The organism is Salinibacterium sp. NSLL17 (genome assembly GCF_015864935.1).
GTDB lineage: Bacteria > Actinomycetota > Actinomycetes > Actinomycetales > Microbacteriaceae > Rhodoglobus.
Map to the genome: position 1 here is coordinate 1,902,849 of NZ_JADYWH010000001.1, position 24,728 is coordinate 1,927,576.

Annotated in this window: 24 protein-coding genes; 12 read left to right on the top strand and 12 right to left on the bottom strand. The window is 62.9% G+C overall.

What is annotated here, in order from left to right; translation table 11 throughout:
* Positions 1-218: 218 nt before the first annotated feature.
* Together I6E51_RS09285 and I6E51_RS09290 are read right to left on the bottom strand one after the other, a co-directional pair.
* Positions 219-920 (bottom strand): spermidine synthase, encoded by a 702-nt coding sequence (locus I6E51_RS09285; RefSeq protein ID WP_197110042.1) that lies wholly within the window; start codon positions 918-920, stop codon positions 219-221.
* 55 nt (positions 921-975) lie between these two features.
* The gene (locus I6E51_RS09290; RefSeq protein WP_307783892.1) at positions 976-1,602 is read right to left on the bottom strand and encodes a carbonic anhydrase; all 627 of its coding nucleotides are present in this window, start codon (positions 1,600-1,602) and stop codon (positions 976-978) included.
* A 164-nt stretch (positions 1,603-1,766) separates the two neighbouring features.
* Between I6E51_RS09290 and I6E51_RS09295 the strand changes: the two genes are divergently transcribed.
* A complete protein-coding gene (locus I6E51_RS09295; protein ID WP_197110043.1) occupies positions 1,767-2,504 on the top strand; it encodes a tyrosine-protein phosphatase in 738 nt (245 codons plus the stop codon).
* 15 nt (positions 2,505-2,519) lie between these two features.
* Here the strand turns inward: I6E51_RS09295 and I6E51_RS09300 are convergent, their stop codons facing one another.
* The 5 genes from I6E51_RS09300 to I6E51_RS09320 form a co-directional block, all read right to left on the bottom strand.
* Positions 2,520-3,488, bottom strand: coding sequence for an FHA domain-containing protein (locus tag I6E51_RS09300; protein WP_197110044.1), 969 nt, complete (start codon positions 3,486-3,488; stop codon positions 2,520-2,522).
* Between the two features lie 2 nt (positions 3,489-3,490).
* Positions 3,491-3,754 carry a hypothetical protein gene (locus I6E51_RS09305; protein ID WP_197110045.1) on the bottom strand — a complete coding sequence of 88 codons (264 nt, stop codon included), beginning with the start codon at positions 3,752-3,754 and terminating at the stop codon, positions 3,491-3,493.
* 172 nt (positions 3,755-3,926) lie between these two features.
* Positions 3,927-4,493 carry a DUF4395 domain-containing protein gene (locus I6E51_RS09310; protein ID WP_231599712.1) on the bottom strand — a complete coding sequence of 189 codons (567 nt, stop codon included), beginning with the start codon at positions 4,491-4,493 and terminating at the stop codon, positions 3,927-3,929.
* Between the two features lie 69 nt (positions 4,494-4,562).
* Positions 4,563-5,018, bottom strand: coding sequence for a thioredoxin domain-containing protein (locus I6E51_RS09315; RefSeq protein WP_197110046.1), 456 nt, complete (start codon positions 5,016-5,018; stop codon positions 4,563-4,565).
* A 230-nt stretch (positions 5,019-5,248) separates the two neighbouring features.
* A complete protein-coding gene (locus tag I6E51_RS09320) occupies positions 5,249-6,049 on the bottom strand; it encodes an SDR family oxidoreductase (protein WP_197110047.1) in 801 nt (266 codons plus the stop codon).
* Positions 6,050-6,205: 156 nt separating this feature from the next.
* Between I6E51_RS09320 and I6E51_RS09325 the strand changes: the two genes are divergently transcribed.
* Positions 6,206-6,421, top strand: a complete 216-nt coding sequence (locus tag I6E51_RS09325) for a hypothetical protein (RefSeq protein ID WP_197105438.1) — start codon at positions 6,206-6,208, stop codon at positions 6,419-6,421.
* A 27-nt stretch (positions 6,422-6,448) separates the two neighbouring features.
* Positions 6,449-7,303 (top strand): carbohydrate kinase family protein, encoded by an 855-nt coding sequence (locus tag I6E51_RS09330; protein WP_197110048.1) that lies wholly within the window; start codon positions 6,449-6,451, stop codon positions 7,301-7,303.
* 15 nt (positions 7,304-7,318) lie between these two features.
* Here I6E51_RS09330 and I6E51_RS09335 read toward each other — a convergent pair whose 3' ends face one another.
* Positions 7,319-8,764, bottom strand: coding sequence for a threonine/serine exporter family protein (locus I6E51_RS09335; protein WP_307783894.1), 1,446 nt, complete (start codon positions 8,762-8,764; stop codon positions 7,319-7,321).
* A 202-nt stretch (positions 8,765-8,966) separates the two neighbouring features.
* On the opposite strand from I6E51_RS09335, the gene I6E51_RS09340 reads away from it, so the two are divergent.
* Positions 8,967-9,917, top strand: coding sequence for a DUF368 domain-containing protein (locus I6E51_RS09340; RefSeq protein WP_197110049.1), 951 nt, complete (start codon positions 8,967-8,969; stop codon positions 9,915-9,917).
* A gap of 141 nt (positions 9,918-10,058) precedes the next feature.
* On the opposite strand, the gene I6E51_RS09345 is transcribed toward I6E51_RS09340, so the two are convergent.
* Positions 10,059-10,937 (bottom strand): phospholipid scramblase-related protein, encoded by an 879-nt coding sequence (locus I6E51_RS09345; protein WP_197110186.1) that lies wholly within the window; start codon positions 10,935-10,937, stop codon positions 10,059-10,061.
* Between the two features lie 32 nt (positions 10,938-10,969).
* Here I6E51_RS09345 and I6E51_RS09350 point away from each other — a divergent pair, with 32 nt between their 5' ends.
* Positions 10,970-11,209, top strand: coding sequence for a hypothetical protein (locus tag I6E51_RS09350; RefSeq protein WP_197110050.1), 240 nt, complete (start codon positions 10,970-10,972; stop codon positions 11,207-11,209).
* Positions 11,210-11,237: 28 nt separating this feature from the next.
* On the opposite strand, the gene I6E51_RS09355 is transcribed toward I6E51_RS09350, so the two are convergent.
* Both I6E51_RS09355 and I6E51_RS14235 read right to left on the bottom strand, forming a co-directional pair.
* Positions 11,238-12,614, bottom strand: coding sequence for a hypothetical protein (locus I6E51_RS09355; protein WP_197218698.1), 1,377 nt, complete (start codon positions 12,612-12,614; stop codon positions 11,238-11,240).
* Between the two features lie 212 nt (positions 12,615-12,826).
* Positions 12,827-13,882, bottom strand: a complete 1,056-nt coding sequence (locus I6E51_RS14235) for a LuxR C-terminal-related transcriptional regulator (RefSeq protein ID WP_231599713.1) — start codon at positions 13,880-13,882, stop codon at positions 12,827-12,829.
* A gap of 77 nt (positions 13,883-13,959) precedes the next feature.
* On the opposite strand from I6E51_RS14235, the gene I6E51_RS09365 reads away from it, so the two are divergent.
* The 4 genes from I6E51_RS09365 (at position 13,960) to I6E51_RS09380 (ending at position 19,430) form a co-directional block, all read left to right on the top strand.
* Positions 13,960-14,577 carry a hypothetical protein gene (locus I6E51_RS09365; RefSeq protein ID WP_197110052.1) on the top strand — a complete coding sequence of 206 codons (618 nt, stop codon included), beginning with the start codon at positions 13,960-13,962 and terminating at the stop codon, positions 14,575-14,577.
* Positions 14,578-14,689: 112 nt separating this feature from the next.
* The gene (locus I6E51_RS09370) at positions 14,690-15,712 is read left to right on the top strand and encodes a 3-oxoacyl-ACP synthase III (protein ID WP_197110053.1); all 1,023 of its coding nucleotides are present in this window, start codon (positions 14,690-14,692) and stop codon (positions 15,710-15,712) included.
* Positions 15,706-18,468, top strand: a complete 2,763-nt coding sequence (locus I6E51_RS09375) for an alpha/beta fold hydrolase (RefSeq protein WP_197110054.1) — start codon at positions 15,706-15,708, stop codon at positions 18,466-18,468. The genes I6E51_RS09370 and I6E51_RS09375 overlap by 7 nt, the downstream gene beginning before the upstream one ends.
* Complete coding sequence (locus tag I6E51_RS09380; RefSeq protein WP_197110188.1) at positions 18,465-19,430, top strand: NAD(P)-dependent oxidoreductase; 966 nt, start codon at positions 18,465-18,467, stop codon at positions 19,428-19,430. The genes I6E51_RS09375 and I6E51_RS09380 overlap by 4 nt, the downstream gene beginning before the upstream one ends.
* A 588-nt stretch (positions 19,431-20,018) precedes the next feature.
* Here the strand turns inward: I6E51_RS09380 and I6E51_RS09385 are convergent.
* Positions 20,019-20,552: a bacterial transcriptional activator domain-containing protein gene (locus I6E51_RS09385; protein WP_197110055.1), complete on the bottom strand. Its 534-nt coding sequence runs from the start codon at positions 20,550-20,552 to the stop codon at positions 20,019-20,021.
* Between the two features lie 392 nt (positions 20,553-20,944).
* Between I6E51_RS09385 and I6E51_RS09390 the strand changes: the two genes are divergently transcribed.
* From I6E51_RS09390 to I6E51_RS09400, 3 genes are all read left to right on the top strand, one after another.
* On the top strand, positions 20,945-21,139 hold the full coding sequence (locus I6E51_RS09390; protein WP_197105425.1) for a hypothetical protein: 195 nt from the start codon (positions 20,945-20,947) through the stop codon (positions 21,137-21,139).
* A gap of 82 nt (positions 21,140-21,221) precedes the next feature.
* Positions 21,222-23,438 carry a hypothetical protein gene (locus I6E51_RS09395; RefSeq protein WP_197110056.1) on the top strand — a complete coding sequence of 739 codons (2,217 nt, stop codon included), beginning with the start codon at positions 21,222-21,224 and terminating at the stop codon, positions 23,436-23,438.
* Positions 23,431-24,723: a hypothetical protein gene (locus tag I6E51_RS09400; protein ID WP_197105423.1), complete on the top strand. Its 1,293-nt coding sequence runs from the start codon at positions 23,431-23,433 to the stop codon at positions 24,721-24,723. Before I6E51_RS09395 ends, I6E51_RS09400 begins: the two co-directional genes overlap by 8 nt.
* The last annotated feature ends 5 nt before the right edge of the window (positions 24,724-24,728 follow it).

A 24,728-nucleotide genomic window follows, 5' to 3' on the forward strand; every position in this document is an offset into this window, starting at 1 on the left:
CGACCTGAGGATCCCGAATGTGTAAAAAAGCTAACGCTCGCTCTAAGAACACCCGGCAACACCCCGCTGTGGCGATTGAACCACCGTGTGAAGGGGATTCGGATGTGATCGCGCCGCCGTTCCCTCCGCTCTCAGCGAGCGAGCACGCAGCACTCCACGTGAACGACGACCCGATCGCCGAGTGGATAGAAGAACTCGCTCCTACGACCGGGCCTTAACTAGGCGCGTTTCCTCGCGACGTACACGGTGTTGGATGAGACCCCACCGGTGAGCGCATTGTCAAAGTCGACCGCATGCGCGATCGGGTTCTCGAACACTTGGCCGAGGCGCTCCATGAATTCATCGTCACTCGGGTCATCCGACCACAGCGCAAAGACTCCGCCGTCAGTGAGATGAGCGCGCACGCGACGAAGACCAGCAACGGTATAGAGGTCGGCGTGGCTGGGGTCGAGTTGGTGACGGGGTGAGTGGTCGACATCCAAAAGGATCACGTCGTATGGCTCGGTCGGCTCGGCGCGCATCACGGCGAAGAAGTCGGCGTGGGTGAGAGTGGTGCGGCTGTCGCCGGTAAGTTCTGCGGATACCGGGAGCAGGCCACGATTGTGCCAATCGATCACGGCCGGCAGCGCATCGATCACTTCGAGTGACGCCACTCGCGAGTCGGCCAGAGCCGCGACGGCCGTGTAGCCGAGACCGAGTCCTCCATTGACGACGCGCAATGCGTCTCCGTTAGCCGCCGCAAGCCCAAGATCGGAAAGCGCGATTTCGGCCACAGTGAAGAGGCTCGACATGAGGTATTCCTCACCGAGCTTGACCTCATACACGTCAACATCGAGTGTTGGCTCACGTCGGCGTCGCAGGTTGAGTTCCCCCATCGGGGTCTCTTGAAAGTCGAGCTCTTCGAAGCGGGAGATAGCCATGGGTTGAGCCTACGTGTCGACGACCGTCGCCGACACCGCGCGGGTCTGGGCAGCTCTAGGCTGCAGCACCAGCAGCTGTTGCCTCCGGTACTTCGATGAGCTGTCCCGTGGAGACATCGTAAATGTAGCCATAGACCGGAATGCCGCTCGGCACCAGAGGGTGAGCTTTGATTCGGGTGACGTCTTCGAGAACGCTCTCGGCCTGGTCCGCGATGGTGAGCCAGTCAATATATTTGGCTTCGGCCGAGCCGGGACCGGTGCCCACGTCTTCGAATCCGGCATCGCCCAGAGCAGCGGTCTCAAGGCTGTTGGCCAGAAGCCCCCGCATTACGTCATCGGTGAAGAACTGCATCCCGCAGTTGGTGTGGTGAATCACGAACCACTCCTTCGTGCCGAGGAGTTTGTACGAAATCACGAGTGACCGGATGGCGTCGTCGGATGCGCGTCCTCCCGCATTGCGGATGACGTGTGCGTCGCCCTCACTCAAGCCGGCGTATTGTGCAGGGTCTAGGCGCGCATCCATGCAGGTGAGGATCGCGAAGCCACGAGCGGGCGGCAAAGCGAGTTCGGATTTGTCGCCAAAGTTTTCGGCATAGGCGGCGTTGGCGGAGAGAACTTCGTCGAGCACTGACATGGTGCGCTCCTTCGTGGGTTCGGGGTTAGTGACGGATGTAGTTGACACGTCGCGAGCATAATCACCGATCCCGGGTAACGGCCGATTGTTTCGCTACGCTGCAGAGCTGCGCCTCACCGTCAGCTTTCTGTGGAGGCGCGCGAATATCCGAATTCGCCGTGATCCGTGGCTTCACTCTGGCCGATACCGCGACTGCTCCCTATGCTGAGGAAATGACAACACTTGCGTGGGATGGCTATATCAATGCTCGAGATTTGGGCGGCTTTCCCACGGCGTTATCACGTAGCGGCGTGACAGCAGCGGGTCGAATCGCCCGCGGACCGCGCCGAGAGCGGTTGACCGCGGCCGGATGGGATGATGCGCGGGCCTGGGGTTTGGCATCCGTTGTTGATCTCCGCTGCGAGCACGAGGTTGGCCCGGGCGAGGGCGATCACGTGATTTCAGACGCGGCACTCGATGGCATCAGAATCGTCAACGCCCCCACTGAAGATCAGAACGATCCGGAGTTCTGGGAGACCTGCGCCCCCATTCTCGACTCCCCCGAATACTGGGCCCACAATTGGCGACTGCAACCCCATCTGGTGCTTGGCGCTCTCGAAGCCATCGCCTCGTCGCAACCGGGAACCCTGGTGCATTGCAGCGCAGGGCGCGATCGCACCGGGATGATCAGTGCGCTCCTTCTGGGCAATGCGGGGGTTGATCCCGCCGCCGTCGCCGCCGACTATGCAACCTCCGTGCACGCAATGGCCGCCGTTGAGCAGCTTGCTCCCGGCGCCGAACCAGAAGAGATCCGCTCACCCGCTGAGGTGGACGAATGGATGCGCGACAAACTCCCCATTGTTCACGACACTGCCACGCGAACCCACGAGGTCTTCGACCTGCTCGGTGTCTCGATTGCGACGCGTTCGGCATTGCGCAGGCTGCTGATCGCCGAGCAGCCCACGCAATAGTCCAACGGTCGGGGTTTAGGGCGTCTCCGGAACTTCCGGCCCTTCCGGCGGCGCGGCTGGTGCCGCTGCATTTCGGTGCCGCTCGGGCTGAGGCTTCTGATGACCCATTTCGCCTCCGATGCGACCGCCGAACGGCCGACCGTGGTCGGCGTATTCTTCGCGGAAGAACCCGAGGCGCCATTCGCCCATTTCCATTCGCGCGCCCGTTCTGAGCGTGCGCGCGCCGGGATCCTGACCCGTAAGCGGGCGCGATCCGCCACCCACGGCACCGATGGCGTGAAGCACGTACTCGTCATCGTCATCGTGCCGGATTTCGGCGTGGAACGGCTCGAGGCCGGGAAGCTGCAGGTCCGCGGCAGAAGACGATCCAATAGTGGTGACTTCTGATCGCAACTCGAACTCGCGCGGCACTTGGCCGTTCCAGTTTTCGGAGCCGACGACGAAGAACAGTCGAGGTCGCCCCGCCCCAGCCGTGTAGTGCGTCGTGGTGATCTGTTTGCGAACAAACCGATCGAACGTCGGCACCAGCGGCAGCAGCGTGCTTGGCGGAAACTGCATTTCGGATGCTGGAGACGCAGTCGAATCGCGCCGCCGCAGCAGCGGTGCAATCGCAGCGCGACTCCCCAGCGCGATATGAGGAGAGCCGGTGAGTACTCGCTGAGCAACGGAGGGCTTGATAGCACCGACGCGAGCAATGAGCCCGAGCGGTCCCGAGAGCGCGACAGTCAGCCCACGGTCGGCGAGAGCTTTAGCCGCGATACGCACGTCCTTGAGCTTGACTGTTCGCGCCTGCAGGAACAGCTCTGGCTTGCTCGAGAATACGTCGATTTCCATGCCGTTGGCGTTGATCGTGCCCGTCATTTTCTCTGTCTCGAGCTGTGAAGCTGGCTCCCCGCTGCCCGGTGACGCGGCATCCGCATCGTCAAGTATTGGTTCGATGAGCGAGAACGCCAGATCGATGTCGAACCTCGTTGAGGTACTCATCGTTACGGGGCGGTCGGTTCGGAGCCGGATCCCTCGCTGGTGGTCACCCGCAGGGTTCCGTTGAGTTTCCAGGTCGCGCGGGGCGCATCCTGGCCAACATCGCGGGGAACTTCGACGGTCATGTCGATGAAGTTGTAGTCGATGACAGCACTGCGACCGGTGAGATACGACCACATCTCTTTGCCAAGATCTGTCCAGTCTTGGATGTTGTGGGCGTCGGGGCCTGAACCGTTTTCGGCGGCTGCTGGGCTGTTGAGATCAGACATGGTTTCGTCCTTTTCGCTCGCGTTGAGGAATCGGGCAACCATCGTGATCGGTAGCCGCCCACTGTAATGCCACGATAATCGCGTGCCTCAGACGGCGGAAGAGTTGCGGCCCAGGTCACGGCATTCTCACTGGGAAGGACGGCGTGCGGGGCGGATGCTCGCGCTCCGCTTATTACGCTGCGGAGCGACCGCGGCCAACCAGCCCGGCACGCACGAGCAGCACATAGAGCTGGCATCCGAGGCAGTAGTCGAAGACCGAGTTGAGGAACGCGGCGATGAATGCGAGCCCCGCGAAAATCACGAGAGCGTAGGGCACAGCCGCGAGGTGCAGCACAATCCCGATTACGGTGACGAGGAGGCCAACACCCTGCGAGAACGTAGGCGGGCGTGGGTCTTCGAGGTGGCTGGGCGCGCTGAGGCGCGGACGGATCGCGGCCTTGAAGAAGAGTCCATACGGGTGACGCTGGATGCCAGCGAAAGCGCCCCACGCGAACAGAGCCGTGATGAGGCTCAGGAGAATGAAGGCCGGCTGGCTGGCGCGCTCGGCAAGGGTGGCCGGGAGGGCTGCTGCGGCATCCAATCCGAGGCCGATCACGGTGAGCAGCAGCACGGCCGTGATGCCGGCGCCGAAGCGAGGACCACGCGGGTCGATTCCGGCTTGGCCCGGCTTTGCTGCGAGAGCTGCTTTAGAGCCGGAGAGCTCAGCCGCTCCGGCGGCGTGGGTGTCATTCGAAGTCATGGGAGTCGCTATCTGTGGTGCTCCGTGTGGGAGCGCTGTCTCGGGGTGGACGGGTGCGAAAACTGGTCGTTAGACCAACGCGGGGGCGAGCATCCGGTCCAGTTCGGCACGGACGTCGTTGATCTTGGGGGCTCCGCCGATGCGGGCCTGCAGCACACCGTTGCCATCAAGGATGAACGTGGTCGGAGACTGCAACAGGTTGAACTGGTTGGCGATCTCGGGACGCGCGGTGACATCCACATTGACGTGAACAACGACGCCGGTTCCGTCATCGAACTCGCTGGCAAGACCGCTCAGCTGAGTGTGAACAGTGGGGCAAATCGCGCAGGCTGCTGTGGAGAACTGGACCAGGGTGACGCGACTGCCGAACGGGGCGGCACCGGGAATCGAAATGCGATTCTCTTCGGATGCGGCGGTCGAGGCGTCGGTTCGAGTGTGCTTAATGCGGCCGGTACGGGCACGCCAAACTAGGCCAAGCACAGTGGCGAGAGCCACGAGGCTAAGAAGCACAGTCAGGGTTTCCACAGCGTTCACCTTTCGAGGTTATTGCGAGTTCAGGGCCGTCGCCGTTGTGTGACGCGAAGTTACTGACGCGACGTCGTACGGGGACGGTTGGTTACCAAGAGAACAAGCCGAATAGGGCTCCGGATATTCCACAGGCCGCCAGAAATCTGGCGGCCTGTGGAACGAGCTGTGCTGATCGGGCGCGTCTTGCGGGCTCTGGGAGTCTTGCGAGCCTGATCAGTCGAGCAGCACTAGATGCTGTTGTGGTCCTTTACTGCCGCTTCCATGTCGGCAAGCCCTGGTGCCATGGCGGCATCGACGGCGAGGGGGTTGGATGCGTTGAGCTCCTGCATTCCGCGGCCGTCGGGTGCCGATGCGTTGATCTCATGCTCGTCTGAGGCAAGTCCGGTCATGACCTGAGCGACGACGTCAGAAACGGGGCGGCGCTCCCAATCAGCGTTCTGGCTGCTCATCATCTCGGTGTCGGTGGCGCCGGGGTAAACCGTGGCCACGTGCACGCCAGTGCCGTGGAGTTCGCGACGCATCGCTTCACCGAACGCGGCCAGACCAGACTTGGTGGCCGCATAGACGGCGTAGAACGGCATCGCGACAAGGGCGATCTCGCTCGAGATGTTCAGGATGAGGCTTCCGTTGGCAGAACCGCTGGTGCGAAGCTGCGGCAACAGTGCCTGCGTAAGCAGCACCGGTGCGGTGAGGTTGAGGTCGATCATCGCGGTGGCTTCTGCGGCGGTGGACTCTTCGAGTCGGCCGGCACGCACGTTTCCGGCGTTGTTCACGAGAAGGTCAATGGTGTCCCACGACTTCACGGCGTCAGCAACGTTCTGTGCGCCATCCGCTTGCCCGAGGTCTTGAACCAGAATTTCGGAGGTTCCACCGGCGTTCTTTACGAGGTCGGCAGTCTCCTGCAGTGTGGCTTCCTTGCGGCCAACGAGCAGCAGGTGTGCACCCTTGGCAGCGAATTCGAGGGCGATAGCCTGACCAATTCCTTGGCCAGCTCCGGTGATGATTCCGCGACGGTTGTTGAGATCCATTGTGGGGATCCTTCCTATTGTGGGGACGGGTCGCGAGGGCGACCCGGAAACAAACTCTCGTTCTGTACCGAACGGTACCATAAACATCTGGCTGCTCTCCGAATAGGTCGGTATTCTGTTCCTCACACAATGACGTGCAGCGGAAAAGAGGAGCTCATGCCTTACTTCACCGTAAACAAAAAAGCCCAGCCCAACTCCGGCGACCACGAAGTTCATGATTTAGCTTCGACTCGGGGCTGCCTGCCTAGCGTCGAGAATCGCACCGATCTCGGCGAGTTCGCCTCGTGCAGTGAGGCCGTGACTGCCGCGAAGAGCCAGTACCCGAAAGTCAACGGCTGCTACTGGTGCGCGATCACCTGCCACACGACCTAACACTGCTCGCGCCAGTACTGTGTGACCATGCCGAACCGCATCCTCATTTCTGGCCCCGTGTCGTGGAACAGCATCGTCTATCTCGATCACCTGCCCGAACCTCGCCCGCACATGCAGTTCGCGCTAGAAGATTTCGAGACTGTCGGCGGCACCTCCGCCGGTAAGGCTCTGCACCTAGCCGGGATGGGCCGAAGGGTCAGTTGCCTTACTGCGGCGGGTGATGATGCGGCGTCTATCCGGCTACGCGCGGTGTTGGAATCGGCGGGGATTGAGCTGCTGTGCGCCACCGTTCCCGGCGCCAGTGAACGCCATCTGAATCTGATGACGCGGGCCGGTGAGCGAGTGTCGCTCTACCTGTCGACCCCCGCCTTCGTCGAGCCAGATGTCGCGCAGTTTCGCGCGCTGGCCGAAGGTGCGGAGGCGCTTGTTATGGACCTATCGGAGACCTCTCGAGCGCTTCTCCCTGAGGCTGTGGCATCGGGTATCCCTATCTGGACCGATCTCCACGATTACGACGGCCGGTCAGATTTTCACGAACCGTTCGTTCAGGCAGCGTCGCACCTATTCATGAACGCCGATGGGATGCCGGACCCGCTGCCTTTCATGCGCGATCGGGTGAACGCGGGAGCGACGGTGGTCGTGTGCACGCTAGGTGCCGAGGGAGCTATGGCGCTCGACGCCGATGGACTCCACCGAGTGGATGCCGTACCTGCCGAAATCCGCGACACAAACGGTGCCGGTGACGCATTCTTCGCAGGCTTTCTGCACGCAACACTGTCGGGCGCCGACACGGATGGGGCACTCGCTACGGCAGCCTCGCAGGCGGTAGTCGCGCTTGAGTCGAAGCACCTTCATCCGTGCGTTGAGGATGCGCTCGCGTAACTAGCGGGTTCCGGACTACCGCGGCGTGCGCGACCGTTTCAGCGCCGCCATTGCCGCACGGTCGAACCCGAAGGTACGGCGAGCAACGAATCCGCCGATAGTGGTGCCCGCGGCCAGCCCGAGGCCGGTCGCGAGTGCCATGACCATCGAGGGCAGTGCCTCGCTGACCCCAAACTCGGAGTCCATGAGCGCATAGATACCGCGATACAGCGCGAGACCAGGCAACAGCGCGATGATGCCGACCATGTTGGTGGCGCCTTCTGGCACTTTGAGCCAGCGGTAGAGAAGGTAGCTCACGACGCCGGCCGCTGTTCCGGCAATGGCAGGCGCGAGGCCCGGCGACGACGCCAAGGGCAGCACGAACCAGTAGACGGCGTACACGAGGGCGGCACCCATCGCCATGATCGGGAGCAACCGCATCCGCACATACGAGGCAAGGGCGAAGCCGACGGCGATGATGGCCGAGCCGACCATTCCCGAGATAACACTGCGGCTGTCCCCCAGCGTGTCACCGATCGCCACCGGGATTCCTAGGCGCAACGAGATGCTCAGCACGATCGAGATACCGACCGCCAGGCCGAGCGTCATCATGATGACCTCCATGCCGCGAGCCGTGGCGGTGACGTAGTAGCCGCCGATCGCGTCACTCGCCGCCGACGTGAGGCCGACACCGGAAAGCAGCATGATGATTCCGGAGATCACAATCACGGTCGGGCTGTTCGATCCGGGAATATCGATCCCGATTGACCGCAGCCAAAACATAAACACCGCAATGACGCTAATAACGCCGGCAGCGGCCATCTGCGCGAAGAAAGCGGGGACCGACAAACGTTCAAGACGACGCGTCAGTACATCCGAGAGGGCGGCGGATATGGCAGCCACAAGAACCAGCACAAAGCTGGCACCGAAGATCACAACAACACCTGCCGCGAGTATGCCCTTGCCAGCGGTGACGACCCAGCGTCGGTAGGGATGCGGTGTAGTGAGGATCGCGCCCAGCTCCTCGCGAGTCTCATCCACATCCCCAGGGCCATCGGGCCCGGTAATGACATCGATGAGCCAGTACACGTTCTGCAGCCGCGTGTAGTCAATGGTGCGCACTTTGACGATGCGCATGATCGACATGGGGTCTTCGTTCATCCCTCGGTGTATCGACACGGTGAGCGACGTGAAGGTGATGTCGACGTGCATCCCGGTGACGCCATAGGCGGTGCTGATGCGCAGCACGGTCGCCACAACGTCAGCGGCGGATGCTCCGGTCGCGAGCATCGCTTCGCCCGCGCGCAGACAGAGGTCGATTACCGAGCGCGCGTGACGCTGAGACAGCTGATGTTCGCTCCCCGGCAACGACAAAAGTTGCGTGGGCGCATTGTTGGAGCGCAGGGCTCCCCCGGCCATAGTGATGAGGGATCGACTGATCCGTTGCTGGAATGCGCGAAGTCGATTGTTGCCCGTAGTCACCCCTCTAGGCTACGGGCTGCAACATGGGAATCGGTCCGCGACGGGACCAATATCCACCGCCACCCCAACTAAATCGACTACTCTGCACGATGGTGAAAAAATCCACCACTTCGGATGCCGCGCCCTGCGTTTCAGCTCAGGGCGGGCTCCCCCAACAACTACGGCACGCACCACTAGCCACTGAGAAGAAAACGAGTAAGCGATGACCCGAGTCCACCCCGTCATCCGCACTGTCGGTGATGCCTTTCGCGGCATGCTGATCGGCTTCGCTGAGATCGTTCCCGGCGTCAGTGGCGGAACCATCGGCCTCCTCGTCGGCGTCTACGACACGCTCATCGATGGCGCCGGGCACCTCGCCCGTGGAGTGGCGCTCACGGTCGCCGACGGCATCCGTGGTCGCGGCCTTTCTCGCGCTGGCGCCCACTTCCGTTCGGTGCGTTGGAATGTCGTGTTGCCCATTGGTATCGGTATGCTCGCAGCCATCGTCATCGGAGCTGCGCTGCTCGCTCCCCTGATTGAGCAATACCCCACCGGCACTCGCGCAGTCTCGGCCGGACTCATCGCCGCGTCACTCATCGTGCCCGCCCGCATGGTTGGTGGGCGTTGGACGTTCCCCGAGGTTCTGATCGGCCTCCTGGCCGCCGGTGTCGCCGTTGCGCTCACGGGCTTGCCGCGTGGCGGGGAAGCGGATCCCACCCTCATCATCGTCTCGCTCGCTGCGGCCCTCGCGGTGTGCGCCCTTGTGCTGCCCGGAGTTTCGGGCTCCTACCTGCTGCTGATCCTGGGCATGTATGCGCCCACCCTCGCTGCTGTGAACGACCGCAACTTCGCCTACCTCGGCGCCTTCGCCCTCGGCGCCATCGTTGGTCTCGGCCTCTTCGTCTCGGGCCTGCAGTGGCTCCTCAAGAACCGCCGCCGCGTCACCCTCGTCATCATGACTGGCCTCATGCTCGGCTCGCTGCGCGCCCTCTGGCCCTGGCAAACCGAGTCCGGCGAAGTGCTCGCCCCCGAATCTGACTTCGGACTCGTGCTGCTACTCATCGCCATCGGTGCCGCGGTTGTGCTGGGCATCATCGCTGCAGAAGCTGCTCTCACGAAGCGGCGGATGCTCTCGCCAGAGATCGTGGCAGATCCTGCGCCGCACGACGCCTAGTCACAAGAGCATACGAACGCGTTAGGGCGCTTCAGATGCAAACTTCGGCAGAGTAATCCGGTTGAAGTCCTCTGATATGACGATTAGAAGCGCGGTGCCACAAGCCAGCGCGGGCCGAATGTCTGCGGGGTAAAGACGGATCTAGCGACGTCGTTGATCCCCATCTTGATTAAGTACCGTGTCGACGGCAATTGCCGCTGACACGACGAGTGAAACCAACGGATCTTCCAACTTTCGATGCATCTCGAGTACGTAATTATCGGCCTTGGTGAACATCTCTTTACTGAATCCGGCCCAAGTCTTCGTGATTCGGGCGATTTCTGCCCCGTGCGTATCCTGAATACTGAAGTCCCAAGCGCGCCAGCTCTCAGCATTGATCGTTCCCAGCACCTCACCCTCGGATTCCATGCGGAATCGAATATTGAATCGACCGCCCAGAAGCGATGCCATCACACCAAGGTTGTCCTGCACTATCTGGCCCACCGGCATGCCGTCCTCACGCATGACCGTCACGGTCGACTTGAGAATCGCCGCTGGTCTTATCAACGTCAGGACTGGAATCCCTGCAGCATCAACAATCTGAAGCCGTTTAGTGGCGTTGTCTTGCCCGACCACCATTCGAGACATGCTCATGCCGAACTGTCTGGCCCCACCAACCCGGACACCTTGCTGGCTGAAAATTGAATATTCGGCTCTCTGTTCGAATAGCTTGGCTCTTTGGTTGATGACGAGAACTTGCTCAGTGAATAGCGATCCTCCACCCCCGTTTTCGCCAGTCTCGATTCCGTGCTTACGGATCTGGTTTTGCACGGCTTTATTGGCCTGCGCGCTTAACTCCATGGGAGCGACAGCGACCGCGGGCTTTGGGGCAGTCAGAGCCGGCGCTGAGATCACGGGCGCGTCAATAGATTGGCCTTCTGCCGAGCCGACGTGTTCGGTCCACAAGACGCCGTCCCACCATCGATGTATGTACCTGCCAAAAGGGTCGGGAAACCAACCCGGTGTCGCTTGCTGACTCATGAAGCGAGGCTAGCAGTGCGGAAGCGTTGGGAATGCAAGCGTCAGAATCAACAATCGCAATTCTGATGCGCTGCTCGTTGGGCGCCCGCTGGCCTTGGCAAGCCGAATCGGGCGAAGTCCTGGCGCCCGAATCCGACTTCGGGCTCGTGCTGCTCCTCATCGCCACCGGTGCCGTGGTCGTGCTGGGCATCATCGCCGCAGAAGCAGCCCTAATCAAGAGGCGGATGCTCTCGCCCGAGATCGTCGCTGATCCTGAGCCGCGCGACGCGTAGACCTCGGGCCAACGTCGCTACCGGCGGCTCAGGATTCGATAGTCTTCACGCCGGGCTCTGAAGGCTCGATAGGAGAATTCGTCTCTGACTTTCGCTTCCAAATCGCACCGATCGCCCCGGTTACGGTGGAAGCCGCACCTTTTACGACGTCGCCCGCGTTCTCCGCCGCGGTTACTGCGCGTGGCTTATCGGGGACTCCATCCCCGTCTAGATCTATTGACCGAAACACCCCACTGGCTCGATCGAAGGTTTCAGCACCCAGACGCCCGGCTACAGCGACTCCCTCAGAAGCCGAGGCAAGCGCCTTGTCACGCACCTCAACAGCGGCCTGCCGCCAACGTTTGGGAACGTTTTCCCCGTGCTCGGAGTCGATACCTAGTCGCCCCCTAAAGGTAAGAACACCTGCAGCAACTTTGTCGCTTGATTTCACAGCTGCTGGGGCATCGAACGGATTAAAGAGCACTGACTTGTTTGCTCGTTGAACGGTGTCGTTCATTTGGGTAAGGATGCCCGCGGTGCAGCCAGCGATCACTTCGACACGATTCTGCCGCGCATGTGTCAGACCGATTCGATGACTCTCCAATTCCCCTGGTGCGGCGTCGAACACTCTATCTAGCTCGAGTATCGACAATCCGTCTTGAAGCTGAACCGTGCGTGCCAGGACAGCTAGCCATTCGTGCACTTTAGGTTCCACTGCTTTGGTAACCTTCACAACTTCAGCGAGGTCAGCTTTCTTTCCCAGCTTTGATGCGATGCTGTCGAGCTGGCGAAGTGCGTAGCCCTGCGTGCGAGCAAGTAGAAGCCCACATGACTGGACCTTGGACCACGTCACCTCGGAGACCCGGCCTACTCGATTTCGAACAGCCAATGCATCTTCGATAATCAGGTCGACGCCGATGACGTCGGCGAGCACGGCATCCTTCTGGCTGCGAAGGATATCGTCTACCTTTTCGTTGATCTCCTGCAGATATTCAACGATGTCATCCATCTGTTCCTGCATCGCGCGCTGCTGCATCATGGTTGCGAGCGCGGTGATCGCGAAGGGTCCGCTGAGCAACGCAGTGGGAGCTTGCGCAATCTGAAGCCACTGCTTTATATCGCCGGGATCACCGATCATGGCGTGGCTCACTCCGGGAGTTTTCGTCGCCATCAAGCCGAATTCCTTGACTGCTGCCGCTGAATCGGCCGTCAGTTTCACCCACTGGCCAGAGTTCGCGGCAAGCTCCGCACCGACTTTCGCGGCCTCCGCTCCGGTGTTTGAGAAAGAGCGCAGTCGCTGAAGATCGATTTCGCGCGATGGGAGTTGCGCTAGCCCTGTCGACAGAAAGAACCGTTCAATATCAGCCGAGGCACCAATCGCCACGAGACTATCGCCGTCGCTAACCAGTTCAATTTCGCTGCCCATCGCCATCCCTGTCATCCGTTTGCTTCCTCTCACACTAGAGCCAGCGTCAGTTCTGTTCCGGCACAAATGACCGGAACTCAGGCGAGTCTTCGCGAAGCACTCTCCTTCGCTGCAGAATGACCCGCGAAAACAGAGCGGTGACATTAGGCTTTCACCGCTTCCAATCTTCTTGATCACAGGAAGCGATCTCGAGCACAAGAGCAAATCTGTTGTTAGTGCCTCGCATCACTAGCGGCACCGGGACCTAATCTTGTCAGTTCGCGCAATCTCAGCACGGCAGCAGCGCGACTCGTCACCTGCAGCACACGAAACACCCCTTCGAGGTGCTTCTTGACGGTTGACTCCGACATGCCTAGTTCGCGCGCGAGCTCGTTGTTTGAGCCTCCGGTGCGCGCGAGGGTGAGCAGCACTTCGGCTTGACGAGGGGTGAGGCCTGCCACCAAGAGCGCGTTCGTGTCGGCTGCGACATCCTGTTGCCTGCGGAGTAGTAGCACCGTGGGGCCGAGCCGCACCGGATGCACGATGCACTGCCACCGGTGCGTGCCGATGAGCACATCGTGACGAGAATCGTTGCCGGGCGCTTGCGCGGTGTCGGCGATGATTGACGCGAGGCTGTCGGGAACCCGGGCTCCGGCATCCAACACCGTCGATGACGACGCCTCCACCACGCCATCAGAACGCACCGAAACGACTGCCCAGGCGTAGCGGTCCATCTCCGCATCCACGAGGCGGGAACGCTCAGCGTCGAGCGACGAACGGTGGTGCATCGCGAGATGACCGCTCAGAGCGTTCATGACAGCAACGTCGCGGTCGCTGAACTCCCCCATCTGCTCGCTGCGGTTCAGGGCATAGGCGACCACGACATCCGGTGGCGACGGCAGCTGCGTCACCAGCTGAAAGCGCACACCGAACGGGCCATAGAAATGGCGGTACAGGTCGGTGTCGGTGACATCCGCGCCGCCCGCAACATCGCAGAAGCGGATAGCACCGAGCCCGAGCGCAGAATTTGCGGCGGCGTTCAGCGGATGCTGGTGAAAGTACTTGTCGTACTCCGGCTTGAGCCGGGTCGCCTTGGCAATCTCGCTGGCCGGCGACATGACGTACCGAAAGTCGCGGGTGGCGAGCACCATGTCATTGAAGGATGCGCTGTCGCAGTCGATGACTTCGCGCACAGCCTCGAGCACATCCGCAAATTCGAGGGGCGGATGCTGCGTAAGCCGACTGGCAACTCGCAAGACTGCTTGCGCATCAGAATCGCTGAGTCCCATGCCCAAATACCCTACCCGCGCGGCTACGCCGAAAGACGTATTGCACAACCACTCTGCCGGCGAGGAACCTTGATCTCATGACAACTGCGCACTCGTCCCTCACGCCGTCTCCTCTTTCTTGGGTGCGCACAGCGCGGGTCGCCGCGTTCGTTGTTGCCGTCACCGCAACGCTCGCTGCGTGCTCCCCCGCTGCCGACGAACCAGCAGACTCTGCCACGACAGAGGAAACGACGACAGCGGATGAGACGACGGGTGACGAAGGAACGCCAGACGAACCTGCTGCCGATGGCTACACCTCCGACGATGTCGGTAACGCCACGCTCCGCATCGACGGCGTCGAGTTCCCCGACTTTACTGGCGAATGCGACATCAGCAGGCAGGCCGGCAAAGAAGTCGTCGGAGACCTGAGCGAGCCTGGACTCTTCATGATCATCGCCCTCGACAATGTGAAAGCACACGAAGAGATGTCTATGAACCTCGTGTCAATCGCTGATGGTGGATTCAGATTTGGAGACCTCGTAGAAGCTGCAGGGGTTGGCAGCCCCGCCAAGGGCGAACTAACGCCGCAGTCGGAACTGGGGCCGCGAACGGCAGACGGTAGCCGCGACATCGTCGAACTGCGCTTTGCCGGAGCCTTCGAAGACAGCACCCCAATCGAGGCAGACATTGTCTGCGAGCTGCAGAACGCGTTCTAGCTCGCGACACGCGCGAACGCCGCTCGCGCTACCAGAAGGCAAGGCTCAGCCAACTGGCGTAAACTAGGCCTCTTGCTTACTGAGCCCGCGGGGCTCGCTCGACGGAGGTTCCGTGGCCGGAAATGCCAACACGCGCTTCAACAATGTTTCCCTGTTGTCGGTCGCGAGCACACTACCCAGCCGGGTAACCACATCAGAAGACCTTGAGGCGCGCCTCGCCCCGGCGTTCTCGCGCCTCGCGCTGCCCAGCAGACTCCTGCAACGGGTGGCCGGCGTGCTCGAACGTCGCAATTGGGCTGCCGGTGAAACATCCGACGACGCCACCGTCTCGGCAGGCCAACGCGCGCTAGCCGAAGCCGGTGTGGATGCCTCAGAAATCGGCCTCCTTATTAACACCTCGGTCAGCCGAAAGCACCTTGAGCCCTCGGTAGCGGTGCGCCTGCACCACGGCCTCGGACTGCCCAGCTCGGCCATCAACTTCGACGTCGCAAACGCGTGCCTCGGTTTTGTCAGCGGGATGAACCTTGCCGCGAACATGATCGAATCGGGCCAGATCCGCTACGCGATCATCGTCAATGGCGAAGACGCCGACGACATCCAAACCAACACCATCGATCGACTCCTGAAGCAGGATTCCGATCGTGACGGCTTCATGAGCGAATTCGCGTCGCTCACGCTCGGATCCGGGGCTGCTGCTGCCGTACTCGGACGCACCGACGAACACCCGGCCGGGCATCCGATTCTCGGTGGAGTCACCCGCGCGGCAACCCAGTTCCACGAGCTCTGTGTCGGCAGCGTCGACGGCATGTTCACCGACGCGAAAGCCCTTCTCAAAGGTGGCCTCGACCTCGTCGTTTCGGCGTGGAAAGAAGCATCCACCGAATGGGACTGGTCCGCAATGGATCTCTACGTCACGCACCAGGTGTCGTCCGTGCACACCAACGCGATCGTCAAGGCCGCAAAGCTCGACCGAGATCGCGTGCCCACCACCTTCCCGCAGTACGGCAATGTCGGCCCCGCGTCGATTCCCATCACCCTTGATGAAGCGCAAGGTTCGCTCAAGAAGGGCGACCGCGTACTGCTGATGGGTGTGGGCTCCGGACTCAACACCGCAATGATGGAGCTCGCATGGTGACTGAAGCCGCTTCCCGCCCGCCGCACGACCTGCCCGGGCTCGACCCGCGCTTCAGCCGAGTTACCGCTGTACCCGGAAGTGGTCTGGATGCGGGACTCACCCGCGACTGGCACTACCTCGACACCGGCGACGAGTTGGCTCGCCTCGGCGTGCCCATTGCCGGCACCATCCTGGCCGTCCACGGCAACCCGACCTGGTCGTACTATTGGCGCGAACTACTGACGCAATCGGTGCAGGCTGCCGAAGCAGGGGTTGCGGCTGGCGACGGGGCTGGGGCGCCCGCGTGGCGGATCATCGCCGTCGACCAGCTCGACATGGGCTTCTCTGAGCGCACCGGCATCCATCGTCCACTCGCGCAGCGGGTCGCCGATCTGACCGCCTTCACCGACGCACTTTCGCTTACCGGCCCCGTTATTTCGCTTGGGCACGACTGGGGCGGTGTCGTTTCGCTCGGCTGGGCAGTCGATCACCCGGACCAGCTCTCCGGCGTCATGCTGTTGAACACGGCCGTGCATCACGAGACCGGCAAGCCAATCCCCGCGCCGCTGCGGCTGGCGCGCGCCCGTGGAATGCTGGCGGCATCCACCGTGCGCACCACCGCGTTCTTAGAGACCACGCTCGCACTCACGACCGATTCGCTCGACCCGGCGGTGAAGGATGCGTACCGCGCGCCGTACCGTACGGCAGCACGACGTGGAGGAATCGGCGGCTTCGTTGCCGACATCCCCGTGGATGCTGATCACGAAAGCTACAGCGAACTCGACCGCATCGCGACCGCCGTTGCCAAGCTCGACCTGCCGGCGCTCATGCTGTGGGGTCCGCGCGATCCGATCTTCAGCGACTACTACCTCGACGACCTCATCGAACGACTTCCGCACGCAAACGTTCACCGCTTTGAGGGTGCCGGACACCTCGTTGCCGAAGACGTTGCCTACGCAGAATCAGTGCTGACCTGGCTCGGTGACAATGCCGCGAGTCTCGCGAACCCGGGCTCGGCCTCGCCGTCGCCGCGGGAAGTGTTCGCCGCAGCATCCGCATCCACCGATTCAGACGCCGACGCCGACGATTCGAGCTTCGTGCCGCTCTGGCGCAACCTTGATGAACGCGCCGGCGACACCACCACCGCCGTGATCGACATGTCGACGCGCGGGCAACGCGGTCCTCAGCAGGTCAGTTGGCGACAGCTCTCGGACCGCGTGAGTCAGATCGCCGCCGGCCTCACCGCGATCGGTGTGACGAAGGGCCAGCGGGTCTCGTTGCTCGTCCCGCCCGGGCCGACACTCACCGCAGTGGTCTACGCCTGCCTGCGCATCGGCGCCATCATCGTCGTCGCGGATGCCGGCCTCGGCGTCAAGGGACTCACCCGTGCCGTGCGCGGATCGTGGCCCGACTTCATCATCGGCGAAGCCCCCGGCCTCACCGCCGCCCGCACGCTCGGTTGGCCCGGAGTGCGCATCTCCACCGCGCGACTGCCCAAGGTTTCCGCCGCAACGCTCGGAGTCTCGTACAGCCTGCGCGACCTCATCACGCTCGGCGCCAACACAGCCCTCCCCGCCGAACCGCGGGCTGAGGATGACGCAGCGATCCTCTTCACGTCAGGTTCAACCGGCCCGGCCAAGGGCGTTGTTTACCGTCACGGCCAGCTTTCTGCTCTGCGGGACGTGCTTGCGCGCCACTTCGAAGTCACCGCCGACACCGGGCTTGTCACCGGATTCGCTCCGTTCGCCCTGCTGGGTCCGGCACTCGGCACTCGATCAGTGACGCCGGCGATGGATGTCTCGTCTCCCCGCACTCTCACCGCCCGCGCCGTCGCGGCCGCGGTGGAAGCATCCGGGGGCAGCATGGTGTTCCTCTCCCCCGCCTCGATCCTCAATGTAGTGGCAACCGCGGGAGATCTCACCGCGCACGACCGCAGCGAACTCGAGCGCGTGCGCACCTTCCTCTCTACTGGGGCACCGATCGGCGCAGAACTGCTCGCCTCGGCAGCCACCATCATGCCGAACGCAACACCGCACTCGCCCTACGGCATGACCGAATGTCTCTTGGTGACGGACATCACGCTCGACGGCATCCGTGATGCCGCCGGTGGCACTCATACCGGCGTGTGCGTGGGCAAGCCAATCGGCGAGAACCTCATTCGCATCAGCGCACTCGATTCCGACGGCGCCGCAACCGGAACACCGAGCACTGAGCCCGGGGTTCTTGGCGAGATCATCGTCTCGGCGCCGCACCTGAAGGATCACTACGATCGCCTGTGGCTCACCGATCGCGCCGCTGCTCGCGAGACTGCTGTTGACACGGATGCCGTGGATACGACGACCGCGCCCGATGCGCCCTCCGCACGCTGGCACCGCACCGGAGACGTTGGCCACCTCGATGAACTCGGCCGCCTCTGGGTCGAAGGTCGTTTGCCTCACGTGATCGTGACAGCAACGGGCCCGATCGCACCGGTCGGCGCCGAACAGGATGTCGAAGGCGTCACCGCCGTGCGCCGTGCTGCTGTTGTGGGCGTTGGCCCACACAAGCTTCGCCAAGCTGTCGCGGTGGTGGAAACCATCTCGCCGACGCGCAAGCCTGGGCTCGCCGACCCCGAACTGACGGCGGCCATTCGCGCGAGCACAACCCAGCCGCTCGTGGCCGTGCTCGCTGTTCCTCAGCTTCCGACGGACATCCGCCACAATTCCAAGATCGACCGCACACGGTTGTCCGAGTGGGCCGAGCGACTGCTGGCTGGCGGAAAGCCGACCGCACCATGATCGTGCTCGTCACCGGGGCATCCGGATTTCTCGGACGCGCGGTTGCCGCGGAGGCAGTCGCCGCGGGGCATGACGTGCGCACGCTGCAACGTCGTCCGTCTGGCGTCGCCGGGGTTACCGACTTCCTCGGCTCGATTACCGACGCGGATGACGTCGCGACTGCGATGGAAGGCGTCGAAGGCGTCATCCACCTCGCCGCGAAAGTATCGCTCGCCGGCGACCCGCACGCCTTTCACGCGGTCAACGTCGAGGGAACCCAGCTCGTGCTCGCCGCGGCCGAAGCAGCGGGTGTTCCTCGCTTCGTGCAGGTGTCATCGCCCTCGGTCGCGCACTCGGGCTCCGCGTTAGCCGGCGTTGGTGCCGAGCCTGCGTCACCCGAACACGCGCGCAGCGAATACGCGCGAACAAAGGCGCAAGCCGAACTGCTCGCTCTCGCCAGCGATTCCGACCGGATGCGCGTGGTTGCCATCCGGCCGCACCTCGTCTGGGGTCCTGGTGACACCCAGCTCGTTGGCCGCATCGTCGACCGAGCTCGCCGTGGACGCTTGCCGCTACTCAATGGCGGCACCGCCCTCATCGATACGACCTACGTCGACAACGCCGCATCCGGAATCGTCGCCGCCCTGCACCGCGCCGACGTCGCCCACGGCAAGGCCTACGTCCTGACCAACGGCGAACCGCGTCCCGTTGCCGACATCCTGGCGGGCATCTGCCTCGCGTCGGGAGTTCAGCCTCCGCGCTGGAGTGTCCCGGCCGCCGTTGGACGCACCGCTGGCTCTCTCGTCGAACGAGTGTGGGCAGTGCGCCCCGGTGCGGACGAGCCGCCCATGACGCGCTTCCTAGCCGAGCAGCTGTCGACAGCGCACTGGTTCGATCAGCGCGACATCCGCGAGGCGCTCGACTGGTCGCCCGCCGTGAGTATTGACGAAGGCCTACGCCGACTCGCCCGTCACGAGCGTTAGCGGGTACGCTCGGGGCACGAGCCACTCGGCTCACAGGAGGACAACGTCATGGCCGATAAATCACCCAAGAAATCATCCGGCAAGACTGTAGCCAGCAAGTCTCTCAAAGAGAAGCGCGCTGACAAGAAAGACAAGGCCGCCGGCAAGCGCAAGGACTAGAACTTGGTCAGCGGCGCGGGTGCTTCTTCGAACGGAAGCGCCCGACCCGCTGATGGGCGGTTGTGCACCGATACCGCAGCCGACGCGTCGCGCTCCATGTCCGCACTCAGCGGCGAATGAATCTGAACTACCAGTTGAAAACGTAGGTTGAACGGCGCGCAGAACTGGCGGTAGAGGTCGGTGGGGTGACATCCGCGAACTGAAGAGACGGATGCTCCGTGAACCGGCTCTGAAACTCGGCTGGGATTGGTCCTGGCCTGGGAGAAGTCTTCAAAGAGAGACTGGTCTTCACACGTTCTGGGTAGCCGCCCCTGAAGCACGTCGACCAAACCAAGTCAGTGCATCGAGCACGTTTCCTATTCGCAGGCACGCGGCTCGAAGCTTTCCGAGGATCGTTGCGGAGAAAAGGAGCGTCGGTCGGCGTGCGTCCTACCGTCGCGCTGATGCCCTAGCAAGGCCTAGGTTTGCCACCAGCCCCGTAAGTTGCGCGGAAGGGGCGACCCCGAGTTCGGTATCCAGAATCGCTGTGTAGTGCTTGACGTGGGCCAACGCGTCGGAGATATTGCCCTCGGCGAGGAATGCGGCGACGAGCGCTCTGCGTGGGCTCTCGCGCATCGGCTCCACCGCGATCGCGGCAAGTGCAGACTCGATCGCCTGCGCAAACTGACCCTTGCGACGGTACGACGCGGACATCTGCTCGAGAGCGTGCAGCGCCGTCATCCGAAAATGTTCACGCTCGATGTACACCCAGTCGTCGTCCCAGTCGGGCAGGAGCTCGTGCGCAAACCAGCCCAGCGGCACCACCACGCCTTCGTCGGGGTCGTGACCAGACGCGAGTGTGTCGGCAACACGAATGACGAGGTCGACGTCGGCCTCCACCTCAGCCCCGATCCATAGCATCTCGGCCTCGCCCTGGATGAGTTCGGGGAGCACCTTGCGCAGTCGCCACAGCGTAGATCTCAAGCAGGCGAATGCGTGATCCTGAGACGAATTGGGCCAGAGCACACCCGCGGCACGCGATCGTGGCACCGGCTGATGCTGCAGTCCAAGGTAGGCGACGAGCCGCGTCGCACTGGCCGGAATCGGGCGTGGCCTCCCGTCCTGGGTTACAGCGAACCCATTTAACAACGTGAGGTGCGTCCCACTTAGCGCGCCCATGTCCCACTCTCCACGGTCATCGTCGGCCCCTCCACGGGTCATCAATCGCGTGCCCACCACTCGCGGCTGGACCTCCACTTTATGACTGTTTGTCCTAGTTTGCGTCGATTGCGTCACCGCACTGTCACCGAGCGCTGTCGAGCGCGGAGATGCAACGGTGATGACGCGGTGATGGTCCCGCGATCACCATCGACGCTATGGATGAGGCACAACCACACGACGCCATGCTCTTCATTGCGGTGTGGCTCGAGGGAGGCCCGGAGCGGGCACTGCGGGTGAAAATCACTACCGTGGGCGATTACGCCGACGCAGTCTTCTACGCCACCACCGTTCCGGAAGCAGCCACCCAAGTGGAGCGGTGGCTGCGTCGTCAAGAAATGTCGCAACGGTGACGCTGCCATCACGCAGCGGTAACACTGCAGGGTTCATCGTGGGTCTCGCAACAGTCCACTTCAGCGGTCGTTGGGAGCAATGATGGAAACGGTTCACGGCACGTACGGCATGACGAGCGAGTCCTACCCACCCGCATTTACACCGCTAGTTGAGCCGAATCAGCTCCTCGAGGCAGGCACCGAGCCCCTGCAGCCGGAATCCCCTATGACCTCACCGTTCGCGGAGAGTTTCGCGACGCTCACCGAGGAGGAGTGGGAGGGTCAGGCACTCGAAGATCTCGCGAGCGAGATGGAGGATGAACAGTTCTCGGCTGCCGTCGACAGTCTGGTGAATGAGGCCGCGCGGCGCCATCTCAACGCAATGTCTGGGTGGCGCGAGGCCGAGGGTGGCTCTGCACTTGCGCAGAGCGACGTGGAGCAGTGGATGGAGTCCATCGTCTCCGAGGCGGAATACATGATCGATGAGCTGGAGCGCGAACACGACGGACAGTCACTCGAATGGTTTTCAGAGCTTGAGCTCGAAAACGAGTTGTTCGGTGCCGCCGAATACGAGGACAACGCTGGCAATCCGCTCGACTCTCAAGAACTCTTTTTCAAGGCCCTGCGGCGCAAGTTCAAGAAGGTGGTGAGTTTCGCCAAGAAGGCCATCAAGAAGGGCGTGAAGTTCATCGGCAATTTGAACCCGCTCAAGCGCATCTTCGCCGCCATCAAAAAGGCGGTGCGCCCGCTACTCAAGCGTGTCTTGCGCCGCGTGCTCGGCAAACTGCCACCACCATTGCGTGCCGTCGCGGTCCGTGTGGCCAAGAGGTTGGGGATCAAGACTGAGGTCAGCGAGCTCACCGAGGCCGAGGCGTTCGACCTCGACGTCGCGGGCGAACTCTTCGCCCCAGCGTTCAACACCGAGGGCGACTTTGAACACGAATCCGAATATGAGGGTGCACCCGGTGGCGACGCCTATGAGGCTGACGTCGCAACGCTCGACCGAGCCCGCGACCGCCTCGCGCATCAGCTCGCAGAAATGGAGAGCGGTCAGACGCCGCTGGCAGAGATGGAGCAGTTCTTGCCCGCCGTTATGCCGCTCCTCAAGATCGGCGTCAAGATCGTGGGCCGTAAGCGGGTGGTCGGCGTGGTCGCCAAGGCTCTCTCCGTCGTCATGGCTCCGCTGGTCGGGTCGCAGGCCGCAAAACTCCTTTCGCGCTACATCGCGGATTCGGGGTTGAAACTCATCGGCTTCGAAGCCGAGTCTGCCGCCAACGACCCCACGCTCGGAACATCCGCCCTCGTCGCGGCAGCTGAGGCGGCCGTGGCCCATGTCGCGACCCTCGACGAGTCTGTCCTTGACGACGACCGGCTGCTAGAGGGTGAGGTGCAGGCCGCTTTCGCGGAGGCGGCCGCGCAACACATACCCGCTGCGCTCCTGCGCCCTGAGTTCGTGGACCCGTCGGCTGAGGGCGGAGTGTGGGTGTCGATGCCACGGGCAACCGCGCCAGTGTTTCGCTACAAGAAGTTCAGTCGGGTGATCCCGCTTCGGGTGCATAAGTCGCTCGCGCAGTCGGTGCGATTCACCAACGGAGAGACCCTGGAGTCGCGGATGCTCGAGGCAGGGGTCGAGGAGTGGCCCGCTGAGGGCGAACTGGAACTGTATGAGTTCCTGCCAGGTGGTGAGGTGGGCCACCTCACAGAGTACGAGTCAGACGGTGAAGCCTCGACCGCCGACGAGTTCGACGAGTTTTCCGAGGAAGTCGCCGGGATGCTGGCTCGCAACCGGCGCCTCGGCAGCAACGCCCGCGGGCGCGGGTCGCCGCGCAGGGTTTTCCGGATCAAAGTTGCGGGCAAGCGACTGCGCAAGCGTTCCCCGTTCTCGGTTCGACTCGACCTCTCGTCGCCACGACCTGAGATCCGCCTCCTGCTGCGCGTGGGCGAAGGAAACGCCCATCGCATGGCGCGCATGCTCGACGCACGTCAACTCACCGAGGTGGTGAAGGTCGCGAGGTCGGTGTTCGGCGAGACTCTGACCGACGCGCTCGCGGCGCGGCTCGTCCACATGACCAAACGCCGCCAGATCATGATGCCCGACGGATCCACCAAGAAATTGGCGGGAGTTCTGGTTACTGGGGCGATGACAGCCTTCTCGAAACAGCTCCCGGGGATGGCCTCGACGCTCAGTGCCGCCGCCAAGGACGCGGCCTCCGGAGTGACGCTCATGGTGACGTTCCGCTTCGCCGACAAGGCGGCGCTGATCGCCGCGTCGCCCGCGGAGCCCACGTTATCGATCAAAGCGGGGTACCACCGTGCCTAGTGCAGCAACAAAGCGCCAGCTCGCCGCAGAAATCGCCCACTGGTCGCTCGCCATCGACGCTCTCTATGATCTGGACACAGCGGCTTCTCCCGAGGGCTGGCGATCGCTCGAAAGTTATCTGAGCCGCAAGTTGAGAGACCGCATGCACGCCATGGTCGCGGAACTGCGTTCAGAGGGAGCCGACCTCATGCGCTGGCACGATGCCGGCGGCGAACCACACGAGGTGAGGCGCCGCCTACTCCGGCTGCGATCGCGTTACCTGCGCGCGGAGACGATCCTCGACTTCTACAGCACCGCGATCAACTCGCGATCCAATCCCACAATGGGATCGTTGCTGCGCGGCTACGACACGCTCGCGACCGACTCCATGGCTGCGGCTCTGCTCCCGCTCGGGCACGAGCCCATCCCGGCACTCGTCTACGCCGCGATCGGCAAGGGAGCGAGCGTGCTGCGGGCCGATGTCCAATTGTGGGACCACGCGCACCCCTCACCGGCCGCGGCCATCAAACTCACCCGGCACAATTTGTCGCACCCTACGGCCCTGTTCCACGAGACAGGACACCAGGTATCTCACCAAATCGGGTGGAAGGCCGAGCTGGCCGAGGCGCTCGAGCGCGAGCTGTCCCCAGCGTCCCGCAACGTCGCGCTGATGTGGGCGTCGTGGTCGAGCGAGATCGCGGCTGACGTCCACGCCTGGGCGCAGAGTGGCTGGTCGTCAGTCGCGGCACTCGCCAACGTGGTGGACGGCAGCACTCGCGAGGTCTTCCACATCCGACCGGGCGACCCCCACCCATTCCCCGCGGCGCGCGTGGCATTCAACGTCGCTATGTGCCGCAGTTGGTTTGGCGCCGGTCCTTGGGACGACCTAGGTCAGGCGTGGCAGGAGCGACACGACGTCGAGAGCGCGGGACAGGCCGGCGAATTCATGACAATCAGCTCAGGGATGATGGAGCGCATCGTGGAGGTCTGCACCCGTAGGCCGATGAAGGCGTTTCAGGGCGCGACCGTCACCCACCTGATCGACCCGATGCGCGTCAGCCCTAGCGCGCTCGCCGCGCTGGCTACTCAGGCGGGACCGTCGCTCTTGACGTCCACCTACCTGCGCCGGCGCGAACCGCTGCGCATCCTTGGTTTGCTCTCTGCGCGGTCCCTTGAAGAGCCGCACGAGGCCGCCGAACATCGCGCGGTTCTCCGCAGTTGGGTTACCCAGGTGGGTGCCGATGCTATCGACGCCACTGGAGCGCGCACCAGCGTCACTTCGCCACCTTCAACACTTGTTGCCTAGGAAAG